The sequence below is a fragment of the Virgibacillus sp. NKC19-3 genome (assembly GCF_019837165.1).
GTDB lineage: Bacteria > Bacillota > Bacilli > Bacillales > Amphibacillaceae > Virgibacillus_L > Virgibacillus_L saliphilus.
In genome coordinates, this window is record NZ_JAGYHC010000001.1 from 2,865,177 (window position 1) to 2,885,516 (window position 20,340).

The 20,340-nt window shown below is 40.3% G+C and carries 18 protein-coding genes; 4 read left to right on the plus strand and 14 right to left on the minus strand.

Features of this window, described 5'->3' with window-relative positions:
• Positions 1 to 205 precede the first annotated feature (205 nt).
• The gene (locus KFZ56_RS13940; RefSeq protein WP_255585147.1) at positions 206 to 775 is read right to left on the minus strand and encodes a TasA family protein; all 570 of its coding nucleotides are present in this window, start codon (positions 773 to 775) and stop codon (positions 206 to 208) included.
• A 707-nt stretch (positions 776 to 1,482) separates the two neighbouring features.
• Here KFZ56_RS13940 and KFZ56_RS13945 point away from each other — a divergent pair.
• A complete protein-coding gene (locus KFZ56_RS13945) occupies positions 1,483 to 2,427 on the plus strand; it encodes an LCP family glycopolymer transferase (protein ID WP_222642515.1) in 945 nt (314 codons plus the stop codon).
• A gap of 99 nt (positions 2,428 to 2,526) precedes the next feature.
• Complete coding sequence (locus KFZ56_RS13950) at positions 2,527 to 4,551, plus strand: penicillin-binding transpeptidase domain-containing protein (protein ID WP_255585148.1); 2,025 nt, start codon at positions 2,527 to 2,529, stop codon at positions 4,549 to 4,551.
• A 65-nt stretch (positions 4,552 to 4,616) separates the two neighbouring features.
• Here KFZ56_RS13950 and aldA read toward each other — a convergent pair whose 3' ends face one another.
• The 7 genes from aldA to KFZ56_RS13985 form a co-directional block, all read right to left on the minus strand.
• Positions 4,617 to 6,059, minus strand: coding sequence for an aldehyde dehydrogenase (gene aldA / locus KFZ56_RS13955; RefSeq protein WP_222642516.1), 1,443 nt, complete (start codon positions 6,057 to 6,059; stop codon positions 4,617 to 4,619).
• A 276-nt stretch (positions 6,060 to 6,335) separates the two neighbouring features.
• Positions 6,336 to 6,770 carry an IDEAL domain-containing protein gene (locus tag KFZ56_RS13960; protein WP_222642517.1) on the minus strand — a complete coding sequence of 145 codons (435 nt, stop codon included), beginning with the start codon at positions 6,768 to 6,770 and terminating at the stop codon, positions 6,336 to 6,338.
• Positions 6,771 to 6,902: 132 nt separating this feature from the next.
• Positions 6,903 to 7,943 (minus strand): hypothetical protein, encoded by a 1,041-nt coding sequence (locus KFZ56_RS13965; protein ID WP_222642518.1) that lies wholly within the window; start codon positions 7,941 to 7,943, stop codon positions 6,903 to 6,905.
• A 408-nt stretch (positions 7,944 to 8,351) separates the two neighbouring features.
• Complete coding sequence (locus KFZ56_RS13970; RefSeq protein WP_222642519.1) at positions 8,352 to 8,714, minus strand: DUF779 domain-containing protein; 363 nt, start codon at positions 8,712 to 8,714, stop codon at positions 8,352 to 8,354.
• Positions 8,715 to 8,792: 78 nt separating this feature from the next.
• A complete protein-coding gene (gene exaC / locus KFZ56_RS13975) occupies positions 8,793 to 10,313 on the minus strand; it encodes an acetaldehyde dehydrogenase ExaC (protein WP_222642520.1) in 1,521 nt (506 codons plus the stop codon).
• Between the two features lie 323 nt (positions 10,314 to 10,636).
• Positions 10,637 to 10,819, minus strand: a complete 183-nt coding sequence (locus tag KFZ56_RS13980; protein ID WP_222642521.1) for a cold-shock protein — start codon at positions 10,817 to 10,819, stop codon at positions 10,637 to 10,639.
• 112 nt (positions 10,820 to 10,931) lie between these two features.
• The gene (locus tag KFZ56_RS13985; RefSeq protein ID WP_222642522.1) at positions 10,932 to 11,837 is read right to left on the minus strand and encodes a LysR family transcriptional regulator; all 906 of its coding nucleotides are present in this window, start codon (positions 11,835 to 11,837) and stop codon (positions 10,932 to 10,934) included.
• Between the two features lie 162 nt (positions 11,838 to 11,999).
• On the opposite strand from KFZ56_RS13985, the gene KFZ56_RS13990 reads away from it, so the two are divergent.
• Complete coding sequence (locus KFZ56_RS13990; RefSeq protein ID WP_222642523.1) at positions 12,000 to 13,013, plus strand: YeiH family protein; 1,014 nt, start codon at positions 12,000 to 12,002, stop codon at positions 13,011 to 13,013.
• 291 nt (positions 13,014 to 13,304) lie between these two features.
• Here KFZ56_RS13990 and KFZ56_RS13995 read toward each other — a convergent pair whose 3' ends face one another.
• The 5 genes from KFZ56_RS13995 to pxpB form a co-directional block, all read right to left on the minus strand.
• Complete coding sequence (locus KFZ56_RS13995; protein WP_222642524.1) at positions 13,305 to 14,045, minus strand: Cof-type HAD-IIB family hydrolase; 741 nt, start codon at positions 14,043 to 14,045, stop codon at positions 13,305 to 13,307.
• Between the two features lie 77 nt (positions 14,046 to 14,122).
• Positions 14,123 to 14,632, minus strand: coding sequence for a DUF1648 domain-containing protein (locus KFZ56_RS14000; RefSeq protein WP_222642525.1), 510 nt, complete (start codon positions 14,630 to 14,632; stop codon positions 14,123 to 14,125).
• A gap of 43 nt (positions 14,633 to 14,675) precedes the next feature.
• A complete protein-coding gene (locus KFZ56_RS14005; protein ID WP_222642526.1) occupies positions 14,676 to 15,623 on the minus strand; it encodes a 5-oxoprolinase subunit C family protein in 948 nt (315 codons plus the stop codon).
• Positions 15,624 to 15,674: 51 nt separating this feature from the next.
• A complete protein-coding gene (locus tag KFZ56_RS14010; protein ID WP_222642527.1) occupies positions 15,675 to 16,433 on the minus strand; it encodes a LamB/YcsF family protein in 759 nt (252 codons plus the stop codon).
• Between the two features lie 33 nt (positions 16,434 to 16,466).
• Positions 16,467 to 17,156: a 5-oxoprolinase subunit PxpB gene (gene pxpB, locus KFZ56_RS14015; RefSeq protein WP_222642528.1), complete on the minus strand. Its 690-nt coding sequence runs from the start codon at positions 17,154 to 17,156 to the stop codon at positions 16,467 to 16,469.
• A 175-nt stretch (positions 17,157 to 17,331) separates the two neighbouring features.
• On the opposite strand from pxpB, the gene KFZ56_RS14020 reads away from it, so the two are divergent.
• Positions 17,332 to 18,981 (plus strand): SLC13 family permease, encoded by a 1,650-nt coding sequence (locus KFZ56_RS14020; protein ID WP_222642529.1) that lies wholly within the window; start codon positions 17,332 to 17,334, stop codon positions 18,979 to 18,981.
• Positions 18,982 to 19,130: 149 nt separating this feature from the next.
• Here the strand turns inward: KFZ56_RS14020 and KFZ56_RS14025 are convergent, their stop codons facing one another.
• On the minus strand, positions 19,131 to 20,327 hold the full coding sequence (locus tag KFZ56_RS14025) for an MFS transporter (RefSeq protein ID WP_222642530.1): 1,197 nt from the start codon (positions 20,325 to 20,327) through the stop codon (positions 19,131 to 19,133).
• Positions 20,328 to 20,340: the final 13 nt, after the last annotated feature.

Genomic DNA, 20,340 nt, shown 5'->3' on the forward strand with positions numbered 1-20,340 from the left:
ACGTCGCACACCTTAGGGCAGTTGGTTAGTCCCCGTTGCAAGTGATTTCGAGAGGCAGCACGCTTCGCAAAAAAGATTGCTACTGCACTTCGATGTCTCACCTATGCCTTTGCTCCCACTGGAGTCTCCACATATTTTCTGTTATAATTATGAAAATGTTCAGATTTTTAAATGATTTTCTTTTACCCCAGCCTTATTATTTTATTTATTTTCTTTCCCCATCTCCCTGTTTCCCTTCAAAGGTCCACTCAAGTTCTAACGAATCACCTTGGAAAATGTTTTGATCTTTACCGTTGTCAACAAATTCAAACTGTACGTAAAACCTATCTGAATCACCTGGCCCAAGATTTTCGCTTGTTTCAGCTAATACTTCAATCATATCCGGAGACATATTCTTTAAATCTGAGAGCGTCTCACTCCAAATCACAAGATCCTCGTCCGTTTGATTCATTAAGAAATTAACTTGAATATGATCACCAAAATCTTGCCCTTCATTGCTTTCTTCCGTTGAAACGTTATAATCCGTTTTCAAATTTATTTCAGCAATCTCTAATGACCCATCATTTGTCAAATGAAAAGGCCGCAGCATCGTATCTCCTGGCTTCATGTTTTCTATATCAATAATCGTAGTAGGATTTGTACTTAAGTCCAGTGTACCTGCTGTAAAGTCACTCGTTGCTTCTGCTGTATCATTAAAATAAGCAAACGTTCCTCCGCCGATTAATCCTAGTCCTAATACCGCTGTTGCCAAACTCATCCCTAATTTCTTCTTCATCCCTATTTTGTTTCCTCCCTCTATTATTTTGTGTTCCTGCACATTCTAAAATTTTCAATGCTCTTAAATCTCTGTACTAGTACACTATTTTCTACGACAATCCTTCTAGGCTTACCAAGGTAAGCTTAAAGCAGCAATCCCCCTTCTTACACGTATGATGGTAATCAATCGTTCTTTAAAAGATTTATAATTGTATCTAATAACGAACAATTAATAATAGTATAGGCCCTTTTCCTCAGGATGGAAACCCTCAAAACGGCGCATATATTCTATATAAAGAACAATTTTCTCTTTTTTACTGCGCGATGCTTTTATTTTCTTATTATTTCATTTTTCTTATTTTAATTTGTTTTATATAAAAAACAATGAGCGTCTTTGCAACAATGAATTTGCTTATTTTTTTAAATAAATTCAAATAAGCCTTTCAAATTATCTAAAAGTTTTATATACTATAGATAGAAAAAATATGAGGAGTTTGACCTATGAAATAGTTTTCTATTCTGTTGATCATGCCGGAATAGTGATTATGCTTTGGAGAGTATGAGTTACTGCAGCCCCATGCTCTTGACCGTTGCATGATTACCCCACTTCCGGTTACAGAAAATAACTGAAAGGAATAGACGAATCATATTTAATTCGATATAATTTATCTATGCTTTTTAAAATTGCCTTATTCAAACGAAATAGGGGCACAGAGGAGAATATGAGTGAGTTCAAGACGTAATAAAAGACAAAATCAAAAAAGACGCAAATGGCCTTTTTGGCTCGGCGGAATTATTCTTGTTTTACTTTTAGCTGTTGGCGGTTTCGCTTATTATGTGTATGATCAAATTGGTGATACTGTTGCAACAATGCATGATCCTTTGGAACGCGACAGCAGTCCGGAACGTCAGGAAGAGATAGATAAACTTTTTAATGATAGCGATTCGCTTAATATCCTATTACTTGGAGTAGATGAACGCGAGGGTGATCAAGGACGCTCCGACACGATGATTCTGATGTCATTAAATCCAAGAACGAATGCGATGGATATGTTAAGTATTCCAAGAGATACCTATGTTAATATTCCCGGAAATGGAATGGATAAGATTAACCATGCTTATGCATTTGGTGGCGTAGAATTAGCTGTTCAAACAGTGGAAGAGGCCTTCGATTTGCCGGTCCATTTTTACGCCAGTGTAAATATGGATGGATTTGAACAAGGGATTGACGCGATTGGTGGTGTGACCGTTACAAACGACCTTGCATTCTCACAAGACGGTTCCGATTTTCCAGAAGGAGAGGTTCGTCTTAATGGTGCAGAGGCCTTGGATTATATTCGCATGCGTAAAGAAGATCCACGTGGTGATATGGGTCGTAATGAGCGTCAAAGAGATGTAGTTACAGCTGCAATAGATAAAGCAGCAAGTTTCTCAAGTATTACAAAAGTAGGCGAAATTCTTGATATCCTTGGTGGGAATGTGAAAACGGACTTGGATATGGATCAAATGCAGACATTATTCAGCGATTACCGTGGTGTTCGTCACAATATAGAGACACTGGAGCTGGATGGCAATGGGGAAACCATTAATAGCATTTGGTACTATGTCGCACCTGATTCAGAATATAATCGAATATCAAATGAAATCACAGAACATATGGAAGCAAGTTAAAGCGAAAACAAAAAGCCACCTGGATTATTCAGCGTGGCTTTCCTTGATGCCAAATTTAAATAAAAATGATAGTCTATAGAAACTAGAGGGGGATCCATTTTGAAAAAAGGAATAGCATTTATTGTATGTATTGTTGCTGTATTACTCACAGCCTGTTCTAGCAACGAACCAACACCGAATGAACGTCTTGCTAGCTACATTGAGCAATGGAAAAACCAAGAGTTCGAAGAGATGCATGAAATGATTTCGTCCCAAGCAGCAAAAGCCTATCCAAAAGAAGAATTTGTTGACAGATATAGTAAAATATATCAAGATCTTGATATATCTGAGCTAAATGTAACGTTTGAAGAACTGGATGAAGAAGAAGTGGATACTGCAATAGAACAAGGTGAAGCAACCATCCCTTTTTCGGTCGAAATGGAAACAATTGCAGAACCAATCCAATTTGATTATGAAGCAACGTTAATTAAGGAAAATAAAGGTGAAGAAGAGGAAGAAAATTGGTATGTACAATGGGACTCCGGATTTATTTTCCCAGAAATGAAAGATGGTGGACAAGTCAGTTTAGAAACAGAAACACCTACTCGAGGTGAGATTCTCGACCGCAACCAAATACCGTTAGCGATGAACGATATCGTTTATGAAGTTGGTATTATTCCGGAAGAATTAGGAGAAAATCCGGAGCAGGCGAAGGAATCAATCGCTGAATCACTCCACATGAACGTTGAGGCTATCGATACTGCTTTAAATGCAGACTGGGTTGAACCCACTCTATTCGTCCCGTTAAAAGAAGTTCCTCAAACAGATGAAGATGTTTTAGATGAACTATGGGAAATACCCGGGGCGGCTGGACGCGAAATAACTGGACGTGTTTATCCATCAGATGAAGCAGCAGGACACCTCATCGGCAATATCAAGCAAGTCACAGCTGATGACCTGGAAGAACAGGAATCAGGTGAATACGATGAAAATGACATGATTGGAGCGCGCGGACTCGAATTATTATATGAAGATCGCCTTAAAGGGAAAAAAGGAATTAAAATTGTTGTTTCAAACGAAGATGATGAGGAAGATGTGGTGCTAGCAGAGCAGCCTGTTGAAGATGGCGAAAATATATCACTTACGATTGATGTAAATGTTCAAGAAGAAATTTATGATGCCTTCGATGGGGACGCAGGCACCTCAGCAGCAATTGATCCGAAATCCGGGGAGACGTTAGCACTTGTAAGCAGCCCATCGTTTGATCCCAATGACCTGTTATATGATAATTCCCAGGATCTATGGGATGATCTGCAAAACGATGAACAATCGCCGTTGACCAACCGGTTTAATGCCACCTATGCTCCTGGCTCTGTCATCAAACCTATAACAGCAGCGATTGGTTTAGAAAGTGGAAGTCTTGACCCGAATGAGGGGATAGAAATCGATGGACTAACCTGGAGCAATGGAGAAGGTTGGGGAGATTATGAAGTAAGGCGTGTATCAGAATCCGACGGTCCGGTTGATTTAAATGATGCATTAGTTCGCTCAGACAACATTTACTTTGCAATGCAGGGAATTGAAATGGGCAGCGAAACACTAACTGATGGTTTTGAACAATTTGGATTTGCAGAAGAAATTCCGTATGAATACCCGATTGAGACATCTACAATAGCTACAGACGAAACGATTGACGATGAAGTTTTACTAGCAAATACAAGCTATGGACAAGGTGAAATTGAAATGAGTGCACTTCATTTAGCGGCAACATATACCTCGTTATTAAATGAAGGTGATATGATTAAGCCCACACTTCTCACATCAGAAGATACGGAGCAAATATGGCGGGAGGATTTGATTTCTCCTGAGGATGCTACTCTAATCAGTGATGCTTTAAGAGATGTCGTAACAGATGGTACTGCCCAAGAAGCGCAGGAAGCAGATTTTCCTATTTCAGGGAAAACCGGAACTGCGGAATTAAAACTTACAACTGACGATGAAGAAGGAGAGATTAACAGCTGGTTCGTTGGTTATCCAACCGAAGAGCAAGATATTCTAATATCCATGATGATGGAACAAACACAGGATAAAGAAAGTGGCTATACTGTTGAAGTTGCTACCGATATCTTGACAGAACTGGAATAATTCATTAGAAAGAGGCTGGGACAGACTTAAAGTGTTTAATTGTCCCAGTCTCTTTCTATATCTATTCATGTTTTATATTGCATATACACCGTTTGCGTGATGAGAAAGTCTTCCACACCGTGTTTGCCATCTGTACCGCCTAATCCTGATTTACGTATGCCAGCATGATAGCCTTGCACTGCTTCAAAATTTTCTCGATTCACGTACGTTTCTCCGAATTTCAATTCATTCACTACCCGCATCGCTTCATGGAGATCGTCCGTATAAACGGATGATGATAATCCATATTCCGTGTCATTTCCATATGCAATTGCTTCATCTAGTGTAGTGAACGTCATAACAGGTACAACCGGGCCGAAAATCTCTTCCTGAATTATTTTACTGTCCTGCTTTACGTCCTTTATAATTGTAGGTTCCAGGAAATATCCTTGATCGACAGATGGGCGATTTCCGCCGGTCACAACTTCTCCTCCTGCATTGACTGCTTCCTGAACCATGTTCTCTACTTCTTCCAGGCGATCCCGACTAATAAGGGGTCCCATATCTGCAAATTCATTTTCACGAGGATCAGCGATGGATGTTGCTTCAAAAGCAGCTTTTAGCTTTTCAATAAATCTATCAGCGATCGATTCCTGAACATAAATACGCTCTGCATTGGTACAGGCTTGTCCATTGTTCGCTAGCCTTGATGTTTTAATATTTTCTACAGCCAAATCAATATCTGCGTTTTCAGTTACAATAGCTGGTGCCTTTCCACCTAACTCCAAATTTACTTTTGTAATGCTTTGTGCAGCAGCTTCCATCACTTTTGTACCTGCATGAATACTGCCTGTCATAGAAATCATATCCACATTTGGATGAGATGCGAGCGCATTTCCTAATTTGCCACCAGTTCCAGTAATCAAATTATAAACACCGGCTGGAACTTCATCCATGTCATCTAGCAATCTTGTAAATTTGGCCGCTGTGTTTGGCGTTTTTTGACTTGGCTTTAATACGATAGAACAACCGGTCACCAGTGCAGTAGCTACTTTACGTGCTAGAATGAAGACCGGAAAATTCCATGGAACTATTCCTCCAACAACACCGATTGGTTTTTTGAACATAAGAATATTCTCATTAGCACGGTCACTTGGAACAATCTCCCCTTCCATTCGACGTGCCCATTCCGACATATACTCAAAATAATCAATTGCTAAGTCAACTTCACCACTGGCTAAACCATAATCTTTCCCTTGCTCTTCTTGGAGAAGATCAATAAATGCTTCCCTATTTTCCCCTATTTTTTCACCAAGTCTGCGTACGATTTTGCCTCGTTCAATGGCAGGTTTCTGTTCCCAGCCGATTTGTGCTTGCTTCGCAGCATTAACTGCTTTATGAACATCTTCTTCTGTTCCATTTTGTATTTTAGAAATTACTTCTTCTGTTGATGGGTTAATGATGTCGATGGTTTCACGAGATGTTGAATCTGTATATTCACCATTAATATAAAGTTGTTGTGTTTGCATGTTTAACCTCCTTAAAACATTCATCTATTCATTCTTTTCCACTTTCTTGTCGTGATTAAACAAAGAGATGTTAAGAACAAAAATACAGGAACGCCTGCTTAAAAACCTAGAGAAGAAAGCGGCGTAATTCGGATTAGAGGGACGTGACTTATCGCAGTAATCTTGATAAGTCAATGTAAATCTATCTATAAATCGTTATCCACAAGCAAATAACTTTATAGTTCCCTATGTAATAAAAAGAAGCATTCCAAAGACTGGAAATGCTTCTTTTTATTATTATAAATATTTTACGAGTGTATGGAATGCTTCTTTGTCTTGTTCATCCAGCGCTTTATCGATCAATCGTTTCACATTTTCATGTTCTAATTCGCGAACAATGATGGCGCTTTCATTTTTTTGATCAATAGCAGTTTCATTTATATAATAAGGTTCGGCGATGGAATGCAGTTGATCAACGAAATCCGGAAGTAACATTAATTCCGAGACTGTCATATATATGACTTCTTTTCCTTTTTGAAAAGCAAATTTTGCTTCGACGTTTTCAACTTTTCCTGTCCGACGATGGATGCGTATTTCTTTCGCTTCAACTGGAATAAATTGGTATATTTTTTGATTAATTAATACGGAAAAATATTGGTATGCTAGAATAATACGTAAATAATTATCTTCAGCTTTAATGTAGTATGGCTTGAGCATATTAACGGTTACCACTAGTCCCACCCCCATGAATAATAAATTTTCAGTTAATTAATTCTATACTATTTTTGTGTAAAACACAAGTAAAAGATGAAAAATTCATATGGCAAAGGCAACCTCCCTTAATTGGAGATTGCCTATTGCATACTATATTAATTTTCTAGCTATATCATTCATAATATCTTGCAAATCATTTTCTGTAAACGCATATTCCTTTTCCAGTAATTCCAAATTGTCACCTGCTTTTTTTAATTCTTGAACCCCTTTTTTCATGTAAAGCTTATAGGCACTATGGAGTCTGTTAATTTCTTCCGCATATTTTTCATCTGTTCCGGAAGAAACAGTTTCATATAGATCAATGATAGACTCCCCTTCCCGTTCTGGGAAAAATTCATGTGGGTCTGTACTATCAAACATACAGAAATCGAGTTCACGAACGAGCACCATATCAATACTGTTTGGATCGAAGCTACAGTGATACAGTTCTACATCAAAGCAGTGATCCTCACAAGCTTTTGCGATTTTCTTCATGAACGTGGATTTGCCTGTGCCGGCACGACCTTTAATAAAATATACATGTGATAGATTTTCCTTTAAATGGGGAACTATATTTACTACGCCATCCTGCGTATTTGTACCAAATAAGCGATGGTACGTATGCGATCTTTCTTTATTTTGGGGCGAATCTTTTAAGAGATTTGTAATAAATCGTTTAGCAATCTGATCTGCCTTCTCAAAATCCATCTCATTGATATAGATCTCCTCGAGATCATCATGAATCTTCAGACCTGTGGCGAAGTTATCGTATGAAGCTTGTGTATACCTATGATACTGATTGTTTATTTCCAGTAAATCGTCTGTTACTGATTTTTCGTTTATAAATAGACTCAAGTCGACCTCTATAGCCCCTGAGGTTTCAAGTGGGGAAATTTGGTCGCTTACCACAGCAAGTGACAGTCCACGTATGATAACCCCGTCTAAAAATTTATGACCTAATGTACTGTATAGGATTTCAAGATTAAAATCCGCTTCATATTTATTTATTAGTTGTTTTATAACTGCTGTTTTTAATGTATGTGAAGAATGTTTCAAAATGATAACCTGTTTGATATCGTTAATATTGGAATCTAAATAATTGATAAAACCTTCCGCCGTATTACCAGCCACATAATAATACTGATTAGACAAGGAGACACTTCCTTTTTAAAATTATTATCTTGCATTTTATGTATATATCGATTGTAGGTGCATTATTCTACATGAACATCATTTTATATCAGAAGTGCATATGAAAAGATTCAAATCGAAAAGCCGAGGCTGGGACAAAAACAAACGAGTTTCCTTAAAAAGACGAACGTTATCAAACTTAGCGTAGGAAATATGCGGAGACTCCAGCAAGAGGAAAGGCATAGGTGAGCCACCTAAAGACGCGGGTAGCAATCTTTTTTGCGAAGCGTGCTGCCCCTCGAAGTCACTTGCAGCACGACGACCACAAGAGGGCTCACCAGCCGCCCTAAGGTGCGTGAAGTATATTTTTAGAAGCGATGTATGTTCGGAACTTATTTGTTAAAAACACTTTTGTCCAAGCCTCACTATTTATCCATTCTCTGTCAACATCGCTTTTTCCTCCTCTGTAAAGACCCGTGATCTTGTCAGAAAACGTTTCCCCTCTGGCCCTTCCAATGAAAACATACCGCCACGGCCGTCAACAGCATCAATGATTAGCTGCGTATGTTTCCAGTATTCGTATTGGTCCTTTGCTATATAAAATTGCGTTCCTGCAATTTCACCTAGTAAAATATCCGAATCACCTGTATGCAACTCGCCTCGAGGATAGCACATTGGTGAACTCCCATCACAGCAACCTCCTGACTGATGAAACATCAACGGCCCATGTATAGCTTTTAATGTATGGATCAAGGCATAGGCCTCATCTGTTACAGTTACGCGTTCAACCATTTTCATTATCCTTTCTATATATGGTATGCGAAAAAGGAGTCGGGTTCAGTTTCATTCCAACTCCTCTTTTTCCCCTAATTAAAATAAGCCTGCTGTGTCTTCACTATAGCTGATCAGTAAATTTTTCGTTTGCTGGTAATGACCAAGCATCATGAGATGGTTTTCGCGCCCAATACCTGATTTCTTATAGCCTCCAAATGCCGCATGGGCAGGATACTGGTGATAACAATTTGTCCACACACGACCAGCCTGAATGCCACGTCCAAAACGATAGGCTGTATTAATATCCCGTGTCCATACACCCGCACCTAACCCGTAAAGGGTGTCATTTGCGATTGCCATCGCTTCTTCTTTATCTTTAAATGTCGTTACAGCAAGCACAGGACCAAATATTTCCTCTTGGAAAATACGCATTTTATTATTACCTTCAAAAATAGTGGGCTCTACGTAATACCCGCCGCCGAGTTCTCCATCCAGTTTATTCACATTTCCTCCAACAAGCACATTAGCGCCTTCTTGTTTTCCTATATCAAGATAAGAGATTATTTTTTCCATTTGTTCCTGAGAAGCCTGAGCTCCCATCATGGTTTCTGAATCAAGTGGATGACCTATTTTAATTTGTTTGACCCGCTCCATGACGCGCTCCATAAATATATCATAAATGGATGCTTGCACAAGTGCTCGGGATGGACATGTACAAACCTCCCCTTGGTTTAGGGCAAACATAACAAAACCTTCAACCGCTTTATCCAAAAACCCATCATCCGCATCCATCACATCCTCAAAGAAAATATTTGGAGATTTTCCACCAAGTTCTAGTGTTACTGGGATAATATTTTCCGAAGCATACTGCATAATCAGGCGTCCCGTCGTTGTCTCCCCCGTAAACGCTACCTTCGAAATTCGACTGTTGGAAGCCAGTGGTTTTCCCGCCTCTACTCCAAATCCGTTCACAATATTAACGACACCAGGCGGAAGAAGATCCTGAATAAGATCCATCAGCACATGAATCGATGCAGGTGTTTGTTCCGCTGGTTTTAATACTACACAGTTTCCGGCAGCTAAAGCAGGCGCCAATTTCCATGTTGCCATTAAAATGGGGAAGTTCCAGGGGATAATTTGTCCTACAACACCAAGCGGTTCATGAAAATGATAGGCGACTGTATCATCATCAATCTGACTTAGTCCACCCTCCTGTGCACGAATCGCCCCTGCAAAATAGCGGTAATGATCTGCCGCGAGAGGAATATCTGCAGCCAATCCTTCACGTACCGCTTTCCCGTTATCCCATGTTTCCGCAACAGCTAGCATTTCCACATTTTCTTCTATGCGATCAGCTATTTTATTAAGTATGTTTGCTCGTTCGCTGGCGGCTGTCTTTCCCCAGGATTCCTTAACGGCATCTGCGGCATCAATGGCAGCTTCCACATCTTCCTTCGTCGATCGTGCCATTTCGCAAAATACCTCGCCAGTTACCGGACTTACATTATTAAAATATTTTCCGTTTGTTGGTGGCCGGTATTCTCCACCCATAAAATTATCGTACTTTGCTTTAAAACTGACGAGTGAACCTTCTGTATTTGGATTTTTATACCTCATGAAATTCCTCCTTTTTCATTTTTGTAAACGCTTACAATTAGATGGAAAATACAGCTGTTTTGTTACTAAGTATACCAGTATCTTCAGAATAATTTCAACTATTAGATACCAACTTTCACCAAAAGCCTGACTTAGGCAGATCAACGTGTTTGTGCTAAGACTGGTTTTCTTCAATAAATACAGGACGCTGAATCTCGCCCAGCGCCCTGTTTAATACATTCATTTTCCCGGAAGAATATAAATATATCACTCCCGGGTTTTATCTATGGATATGATGTAAACTAAAAAACTTCTATACACTTCAAGGTTCCAGCAACTACGCTTTATTTTACTTCTGGAAGTACGCGTACTTCCAAAACCATGGTAGCTTGACAAAGTGGACATTTCGGCTCTTCCTCAAAGCTGTACGACTCCCTCATCCAGCCTTGACAATCATCGCTACTACAGGACCACACATTTGTTTCTACTTCTGGAATTGGCTCTTTTGGCCCACGAGAAAATGACATAATTGCATCCCCTTTCTTGGTACACTTCCTATTATACTCCTTTCTTGACAACAAAGAAAGGCTTCTTAGCAAAATCATTACTACTATAATGAGGATTGCCTATTAAAAGAACTTATATACATTTACCTGCATACGGAGATTGGATCACCTTTTTGACAACCTGTTCAAACACATGCAACGCTTTCGGATGAAACTCCTGGTGATTTTTTATAATGGAAAAGTTACGCTGCATCGGTGTATCTTCCACCTCAAGCTTTTGAATTAAATCCAGCTGTAATTCTTTTTTCAGTGTTAATTCCGATAGGAGACTAATGCCTAGCCCGGAAGCCACTCCTTCCTTAATAACTTGCGTGCTTCCAAATGTCAGGACACGTTCCGGTTTAATCTCATGTTTGGTAAAAAAATCTTCGAGCATTTTACGCGTTCCTGATCCCTCTTCACGAATAATCCATGTATGTCCCTCTAAATCAGCAGTCATAATTGTATCTTTCTTCATCAAAGCATGATTTCTACCAGCAATAACATACATGTCATCAATAGCAAAATGCTCTACAGCAAGTTGCCGATGGGAAAATTCACCCTCAACCAAGCCGATATCAATCTCATGATTGACCAATTTCTGGCCAATATCCTCTGTATTACCAATCGAAACTGTTGGTAAAATTCGTGTATAGTCACGTTGCAAATGTGCCAGAATCTGCGGAAGTAAATATTCGCCTATCGTGTAACTGGCGCCAATCCTTAATTCTCCGCCTGGCACATTTTTCAAATCAGAAACAAGTACCTCCATCTGCTTATAACTTCGCAAAATTTCCTTTGCATACTGGTAAACGATTTCTCCAGCTCTATTCTTTCTGACAAATTTATTGTTTCGCTCTAACAACTGAACACCAAACGCTTTCTCAAGAGCAGCAATATACTGACTAACTGCAGGTTGAGACATATGCAGGGACTCAGCCGTTCTGGAAAAATTCCCTCGTTCCACTACCTCTACAAATACAACTAAATGCTGGTCCAATTTGGTTATCTCCTTCCGTAAACACGCGTTATACCGTCATTTTTATAGTACATCTATTATTACGATAAGTAAAACTTATTGTATATATTATATTTATTTATTTTTCTTATCATAAAACGAGCTTTATAATAAACAATAGACATAGAAGGAGAGGCGCATCTTATGACATCATCCAGACAGGAAAAAAATTATTGGAATAAACTTATTCTAGGGATTGGCTTTACATTTATCATCGCCATCATCGGCTACTTGCTCGCATTAGTACCAGGTTTCAATCGAGTTGGTCCGCTCGCGAGTGCCATTATCTTGGCCATTATTTACCGGCAACTCTTAGGGTATCCGGAATTTCTACGTACGGGGATTCAATTTTCTTCAAAATATTTGCTTCGATTTGCGATTATTTTGTATGGATTAAAATTAAACATAGACGTGATTTTCGAGGACGGACTTGGACTTCTTGCCCAAGGAGCGTTAGCAATTACATTCGCGCTTCTTTTAACCGTTTCTTTAGCCAAACTTTTTAAAGCAAATCAGCAGCTTGCATTACTACTAGGTGTTGGAACTGGTGTATGCGGGGCAGCGGCGATTGCGGCTGTGTCACCAGTTATCAAAGCAAAAGAGGAAGATACAGCCATCGGTGTTGGTATCATTGCACTGGTTGGAACGATATTTTCCATTATATATGCCATTTTGCAGCCAATACTGCCATTAACAGACATAGAATACGGAACATGGGCTGGACTTAGTTTGCATGAGCTTGCCCATGTCGCACTAGCAGCAGAACCGGCTGGTGAAGATGCACTCGCCATTGCGTTATTAGCCAAGCTGGGGCGCGTTTTCTTGCTTGTTCCCCTCTGCTTTGTATTGATTTTTTGGATGAAAAATCGAAAGACTGCAGATGACAAGACGAAGGTGGGTTTCCCATGGTTCTTACTCGGATTTATTGCGATGAGTCTCTTTGGAAGTTATGTACTAGGAACTTATATCCCAGTTTCAGAAGGTGTTATGGATGGCATCGACGCTATGACAACATTTATCCTAACTTCTGCCATGGTTGGTCTCGGGTTAAATGTCAGCTTGAAGGATGTAAAAAATAAAGCACTCCGCCCGCTTCTGGCCATGCTTATTACCTCCGTATTGCTTTCCGGGATTATGTTTTGGATTGCAACACTATAAAGGTAGAGACTGGGACAAAAGTGTTTTTAACAAATAAATTTCGAACAGACATCGCTTCTAAAAATATACGTCGCGCACCTTAGAGCGGCTGGTGAGCCCCCTTGTGCGCTTCGTGTTGCAAGTGACTTCGAGGGGCAGCACTCCTCGCAAAAAAGATTGCTATCGCACTTCGGTGTCTCACCTATGCCTTCCCTCCCGCTGGAGTCTCCGCATATTTCCTACGCTAGTTTTGATAATGTCCGTCTTTTTAATGAAACACGTTTGTTTTGTCCCAGCCTCTCCTCTTTCTCTTTATAACGCAAACCGTTCAATTGCCTTTGCGACGCCATCTTGATCATTCGTATCTGTCACATAATCAGCAACATTTTTAATCGCTTTCTGCGCATTTTCCATCGCCACACCGATTCCTGCCTCTTGGATCATTTTAATATCGTTTAAACTATCACCAATGGCCATAATCTCATCCATCGTAATGCCAATTTCCCTGCATACAAAATGGAGTGCGGCCGCCTTACTAACACCTGCAGGATTTGCTTCCACGTTTGTCGGTAAGGAGTTCGTCAGCTCCAGCCCTTCAAAATAGGAAAGTTCCTCAATCATTGCATCAAGTTTACGCTTATCAAGCGAGCTGCAACCATATTTGAGCCAGTCATGATCATAAAAATTAGCCGGGCGAGAATCCCGATAAATTCCAGTTGTAGATACCATCCATTGTTGTACGCCCATTTCTTCCCCCATTTCCCACATGTTTTTTATTTTTTCCGTATCCAATAAATGTTGATCCAATAATGTTTTATCCATGGTAAAAATTTCTCCGCCATTGGATGTAACAAGATAAGATGTTAGATTTAGCAACGCTGCATAAGGATAACAGGTTCCCAGCGATCGACCTGTGCTTAACACGACATGTATGTCACCCGCCAACGCTTTTGCAATAACAGCTTGTGTCGGCTCAGAGATCTCAAGCGCATTATTCAGTAACGTTCCATCCATATCCAGTGCAATTAATTTTATGTTTTTCTTTTCTGCCATGAAAATGTGCCTCCAAGTCAATTATGTTTAGAGTCTCTTATGTTAGTTTATTATACTTCGATTAGGGTTACAATGGCTCAACAATCCCATTCCTTTTTCAATCGATTCATGCGCAGCAAAAAATAGCCAACGGTAACTAAAGGAACGATCGTGCTGAGGATAATCATCCATACCCCAAGTGTCCCATTCCCCTGTGCCGATTGAGCCATCTCCCAGGTAAGGAAAGTAAAAATTACAGCCACTTCAACATTTATTGTCGCCAACAACAACCGGGATTCCCTGTACAGCTTCGGCGCATTCCCCTTCGTCACTTTCACCGGATAATTATGGACATGTGGAGCTTTTCCTAAAAAGAATAACACCATGAACATGGGAATGGATATAAGTGGAAGTGTAAAAATAGCCCCCTTTCCACCCCAATTATCAGCCTCACCGGCAGCATTAAAATGGATGGGAACTTCATCCGGAAGCTGACTATACATGAAAATCGCATAGACAACCATCATAATCATTAATATAAATGCGACGAAATGAAAAAACTTCTCCCACATACTTGCCGGCACGTTTATATTCGGCTGATCTTTCATGTAGCATCACCTCCTATATACATGAAATCGAAGCACACACCTGCTATAAAGCTTTTCTAAAAATATCCACTTCACGTAAAAATTTTTCCATTTTTATAGCGCGTTCTTGTGCCACCTCAACAGATATAGGCTTAAATGTAATTTCTCCCTTTGGCACAAGCTGGGCTATTTTATGCAGATCGCTTGAAATAACCGTCCCTATGCGTGGATAGCCGCCAGTCGTTTGCCGATCAGCCATCAAAATAATTGGCTGCCCATTACTTGGAATTTGAACGCCACCAAACGGAACAGCGTCTGAGAAAATTTCCGCATCCTTTTTCACTTCAACTTTATTTGATGTAAGCCGGTACCCCATTCGATTCGAATTCGCATCAACGGTATGGATGGAGCTGAAAAAATGATCGTGCCCTTCTTTCGTAAACAGATGTGTGTGCGGACCTTCAACCACAGCTACTTCGATTGCTTTTTTATAAGTGGGGATAAACCTTTTCTGCAACCCGATACCACTTGGTGCGTCGACTGGGAACCCGTAGATATGCTCAGACCGTTCGATCGGTGCACCAAATCCTGCCTTCACATCTGTAGCCATACTTCCAAATACACCCGGAGCCTCAAATCCTCCTGCAACTGCAATATATGCGCGAACGCCGGATTGATGCTTTCCAAAAGTGAGCTTATCTCCTTTATGCATACTTACAGTTGTCCACAATGGAATGTTTCTTTCATTTACTTTTGCTTCCAGGTCAGCACCGGTTATCGCAATTGTAAGCGTCGTACATGCCTTAAGTACCGGACCAAGCAATGTTATCTCCAGGCATGCCGCACTCCGCGAATTACCTACGAGGATGTTTGCCAACTGGAGTGCGAATCTATCCATCGCTCCAGAGACGGGTACACCATATTGTTGATAGCCTGAACGTCCCATATCCTGGAACGTTGTAAGAATCCCCGGCCTAATCACATGGAATAGGAGTTGACTTTGCACTTGCATTGGGTTACCTCCTTTGCTTTTGTCTGATTGGGAGTGCTACCGCTCGGTCAATTACTTCCTAATCCTTGCTACTTCTACTCCTGCTTCCTCCAGCGCCTTCCGCAGTTTTTCCACAAAACACACAGCATTCGTACCATCCCCATGCACACATATTGTATCTGCTTCTATCTGCACAAGCTCCTCATTAGCCGCTTTTACCAGCCCTTCACGTATGATACGCTCCACCTGTTGAACCGCTACATCCACATCCTCAATGACTGCATCTGCTTGCCGCCTTGATGTTAAACTACCATCCGGCTGATAGGTTCGATCTGCGAAAACCTCAGCTGCGACACGTAAACCCTTATTACGCCCCGCCACTAAAAGCTCACTTCCAGCTAATCCATACAAAATTAAGTTAGAATCAAGATCGTAAACAGCACGTGCAATTGCAACAGCTACCTCCCGGTTATAGCTGGCTAAATTATACAACGCACCGTGTGGCTTCACATGCTGCATACTTACATTATGAATTTTACAAATTGCTTGTAAAGCTCCAATTTGAAAGACAACCAAACGATAAATTTCATCAGGGGAAAAATCAATCATTCGTCGGCCGAACCCTGCAATATCAGGGAAACCTGGATGTGCACCCACCGCTACGTGGTATTTTTTAGCCAAAGCGACCGTTTTATCCATCACATGTGGATCACCAGCATGGGATCCGCATGCAATGTTCGCTGAAGTAATATGTTTCAATAATCCTTCATCCGCGCCAATCGTATAGGCCCCAAAACTTTCTCCCATATCACTATTAAGATCAATGCGCATGTTTCAATCATCCTTGTCCATTTGTATTTCAAATTATCCGTTTTCCGTTTGCGTTATTATTTGTTCAAATTCCGTCTTCGACACACGATAAAAACGAATTCGATCACCTGCTTGGAATAAGAAAGCATCTTCAGCGTTTTTATCAAAGATGGGAATAGGCGTTTTTCCAATGATATTCCATCCCCCAGGTGATTCGACAGGATAAATACCTGTTTGTTCATGGGCGATGCCAACAGATCCGGCAGCCATCGATTTACGCGGCTCTTTCAGACGTGGCGTTGCAATTCTTCTATCAAGACCGCCAAGGTATGGAAAACCAGGTAAAAAGCCGATCATATAAACAAGGTACTCCGGCTTTTGATGCATTTCCACTACATCCGATATATCCAGTTTATTGAAAGCTGCAACACGTTCCAAATCAGGCCCATACTCATTACCATAGAAAACCGGAACATGAAAAATACGCGACTTTGCAGTTTTCTCAGGCAACGAATTTTCACGTAAACCCTTCACCTTTTCCGCAATCGCTTTATACTTTATTTTGTGTGGTTCATAATAAATCGTCACCGAATCAAATGCTGGCACCCATTCCACAACTCCAACAATTGCTAATTCCTCTAGTTTCATACAGAACCCTTGTATTTCAGCATTCAATTCCGGAGAAACCACACCGGGAAAATTCACCTTAAGTGCGGAATCACCAACAGCCTGCAATGAAAACATTCCGATCGACCCCCTCCTCTAAAAAAGAGTTACTACTCATATCATAGCACAATTCTGCTAGATTCTTCAGCATCATTAACATACCCGTGCGATGAAACCGCATTCTTTTTTCTTGCTGATTTTGTAAAATATTTGTATGATAGACGCACTTCATAGAATACAAGGAGGGAGATATATGTTATCAACCACTTGGAATTGGTTATGGGAGAAACATGATCAAGTAAAAGATCTATTTATCTTCTTTGTCAAACCGAATGCATCAGATATTGGAACTGGAAATTTGGATTCAGACAACCAATCAGGAGCCAATCATGGAAATGGAGGAAACAATCGCAATTACACGCCTGCACAATTAATCGGACTATTTGTAGGGCCATTATTGTTTCTTATCACCTACTTCTTCGTCTCTCCTGAGGGCTTGTCAGACGAAGGTATTGCTATACTGGCAAGTACTATCTGGATTGCAATTTGGTGGATGACAGAAGCGATTCCGATCCCGGCAACTTCTCTTTTACCCATCATTTTATTTCCCATGACTTCCGGATTGGATGTTGACGCAACAACGTCTGCTTATGGAAATGATACCATCTTTTTATTTATGGGTGGTTTTATGATCGCGCTCGCCATGGAAAGATGGAATTTGCATAGACGTATCGCATTGACCATTATCTCTATTATTGGTACAAGCATCAGTCGAATTATTCTTGGCTTTATGGTTGCGACGGGATTTTTATCGATGTGGATTTCCAATTCCGCAACAGCAATGATGATGGTTCCAATAGGCCTTGCAATTATCTATCAAGTATCAGATGCACTAAAAGATGATCCATCTGTTGATACATCCAAAGAGAATTTCGCATTTGGCAAAGCAATGATGTTAAGTATTGCTTATTCTGCTTCGATTGGGGGAATTGCAACGATTATCGGAACACCTCCGAACACGTTATTAGCCGGAGCAATAAATGAAATCTATGGCATCGAATTATCTTTCGCAACCTGGATGCTCTTTGGTATCCCGCTAGCCTGGGTATTTATTTTCATTGTATGGTTTTATTTAGTGAAGGTTGCTTTCCCACTAAAAATAAAAGAATTACCAGGTGGAAAAGCCGTTATTCAATCCGAGAAAAAGAAACTCGGTGCAGCGACGTATGAAGAAAAGGCAGTATTTATCGTTTTTATCTTAGCAGCTTTAGCCTGGGTTACACGTACATTTGTGTTAAATGAATATGTTAATGGAAATATCAATGATGCCATTATAGCGATAACTGCTGCGTTAATTCTATTTATCATTCCTGCTAAAAAGGAAAAAGGCGGGCATCTACTTAACTGGGATACTGCTATTAAATTACCATGGGGGATCCTATTACTCTTCGGTGGTGGACTTGCCATTGCAGCAGGATTTACAGAATCGGGACTTTCGGAATGGATTGGCGGACAATTGCAGGGACTGCAGGGGATCCACATTTTCCTTGTCATTCTCCTCGTAACAGCACTTGTGATTTTCTTAACCGAAATAACATCCAATACCGCAACTGCATCGATGATGTTCCCTATCATGGCTTCGTTAGCTGCAGCATTACATATTCATCCATACAGTGTAATGATAGCAGCTGCAGTAGCTGCATCGAGTGCATTCATGCTTCCTGTTGCTACACCGCCAAACGCTGTCGTATTTGGATCAGGTTACTTACGAATACCAGATATGGCAAAAGCAGGATTTTCCTTGAATTTAACTGGTATCATTCTCGTTACTGTTGGAATATATTTCTTCGTACCAATTGTATGGGGAATTGATTTAACCGTACTACCGGATGTTTTTAAATAACGATAGAAGAAGACTACTACACCATTAATGGCTGTTTTCTATGGGATTGTTGTTTTGAGACAACAATCATTAGAAAGAGAGACTCGTTGTGGAAGGAAATTTTCACTACGTCGCAGTTGATATCAACCGCACAGACTCACGGAAAGAATCTAATGAGGAGTCTCCTTTCTTTTATTCCCACTTCGAATGAAAATCACATAAGTAACAGGCAATATTCCTGTAAATAGCACTATACCTATCCATCCTGCAACATCCCATAACGGCCCAAGTGCAGAGCCACCGAGTGCTACTCCAATATAATATGCTACTAGATATAGGCTTGCAGCACTTCCTTTATGATGTGTTGCTTGCTCCCCTACATTTGTTGTAGTTAAAGAATGAGCAGTAAAAAACCCTAGACACGAAACACATAACCCGATAATAATGACAACAAGAGAGGTGCTTAACGTTAATAATATACCAATCGTTAAAATGATAACCCCAATAACGCGAATGTTTCGCAAGCCAAATTTTCCTGCAAACCATCCAGCTAGCGGCGAACCAATAACACCGAGACCATAAGCAAAAAAGGTATAGGAAATAGTCTGTAAAGATAACGAAAAAGGGTCTCCCTGTAAATGAAACGGCAAATACGTCCACATACCTGTAAAAGCGAATTGCAACACAATCCCAAGTCCAAAGACAAGTAATAGAGCGGAATTTTTAAAATGAAACAGAAAACCTTCGATATCCTTGCGAAAAGTTAAATCACTGGAATGAAAAAAACGTGATTTCGGAAGCATTAGATACACAGATGCAAGTACCAGCAGACCTACTACTGCCAGAACCAAAAATGCCACTTGCCATGAAAAATGGTCTGTAATATACCCAGTCAACACTCTTCCAACCATACCACCAAGCGCATTACTGGAAATATAAAGCCCTGTTGCAACACCAACACTTCTGGAATCAATTTCCTCATTTAGGTATGCAATCGACGCTGCCGGCAGCCCTGCCAACGCAAAGCCTTGAATAAAGCGTAGAACAACAATAACATAAAAGGAATCAACCATTGGAATAACCAGAAAAGGGATGATGGAGCCAATTAAAGAAAGTTTAATAAATATCGTACGACCAATACGATCCGAATAAAATCCGAGCACAATTAAACCAATAATTAAACCAATAATGGTTAATGAAAATGCCAAACTGGATGCAGAAACAGAAACACCGAATTCTTCCACAAATACTGGAAGAAGTGGCTGAACAGCATACATGCAAGCAAAAATAAAAAATGATGCCAATGCTAAGCCCCATGAAATTTTCCAGAAGTGCGCATCGCGAATAGTATATTTTCTTTGTTCCATCATCTCACTCCTA

Coding starts and splice junctions, on each gene's coding strand:
- KFZ56_RS14025 (WP_222642530.1), bottom strand. CDS start 20,327: ATGGAACAAAGAAAATATACTATTCGCGATGCGCACTTCTGGAAAATT.
- KFZ56_RS13940 (WP_255585147.1), bottom strand. CDS start 775: ATGAAGAAGAAATTAGGGATGAGTTTGGCAACAGCGGTATTAGGACTA.
- KFZ56_RS13980 (WP_222642521.1), bottom strand. CDS start 10,819: ATGTCATTTTCTCGTGGGCCAAAAGAGCCAATTCCAGAAGTAGAAACA.
- KFZ56_RS14010 (WP_222642527.1), bottom strand. CDS start 16,433: ATGCGCATTGATCTTAATAGTGATATGGGAGAAAGTTTTGGGGCCTAT.
- pxpB (WP_222642528.1), bottom strand. CDS start 17,156: ATGTTTTCATTGCAGGCTGTTGGTGATTCCGCACTTAAGGTGAATTTT.
- KFZ56_RS14020 (WP_222642529.1), top strand. CDS start 17,332: ATGTTATCAACCACTTGGAATTGGTTATGGGAGAAACATGATCAAGTA.
- KFZ56_RS13990 (WP_222642523.1), top strand. CDS start 12,000: ATGACATCATCCAGACAGGAAAAAAATTATTGGAATAAACTTATTCTA.
- KFZ56_RS13970 (WP_222642519.1), bottom strand. CDS start 8,714: ATGGTTGAACGCGTAACTGTAACAGATGAGGCCTATGCCTTGATCCAT.
- KFZ56_RS13995 (WP_222642524.1), bottom strand. CDS start 14,045: ATGGCAGAAAAGAAAAACATAAAATTAATTGCACTGGATATGGATGGA.
- aldA (WP_222642516.1), bottom strand. CDS start 6,059: ATGCAAACACAACAACTTTATATTAATGGTGAATATACAGATTCAACA.
- KFZ56_RS14005 (WP_222642526.1), bottom strand. CDS start 15,623: ATGCAAGTGCAAAGTCAACTCCTATTCCATGTGATTAGGCCGGGGATT.
- KFZ56_RS14000 (WP_222642525.1), bottom strand. CDS start 14,632: ATGAAAGATCAGCCGAATATAAACGTGCCGGCAAGTATGTGGGAGAAG.
- exaC (WP_222642520.1), bottom strand. CDS start 10,313: ATGAGGTATAAAAATCCAAATACAGAAGGTTCACTCGTCAGTTTTAAA.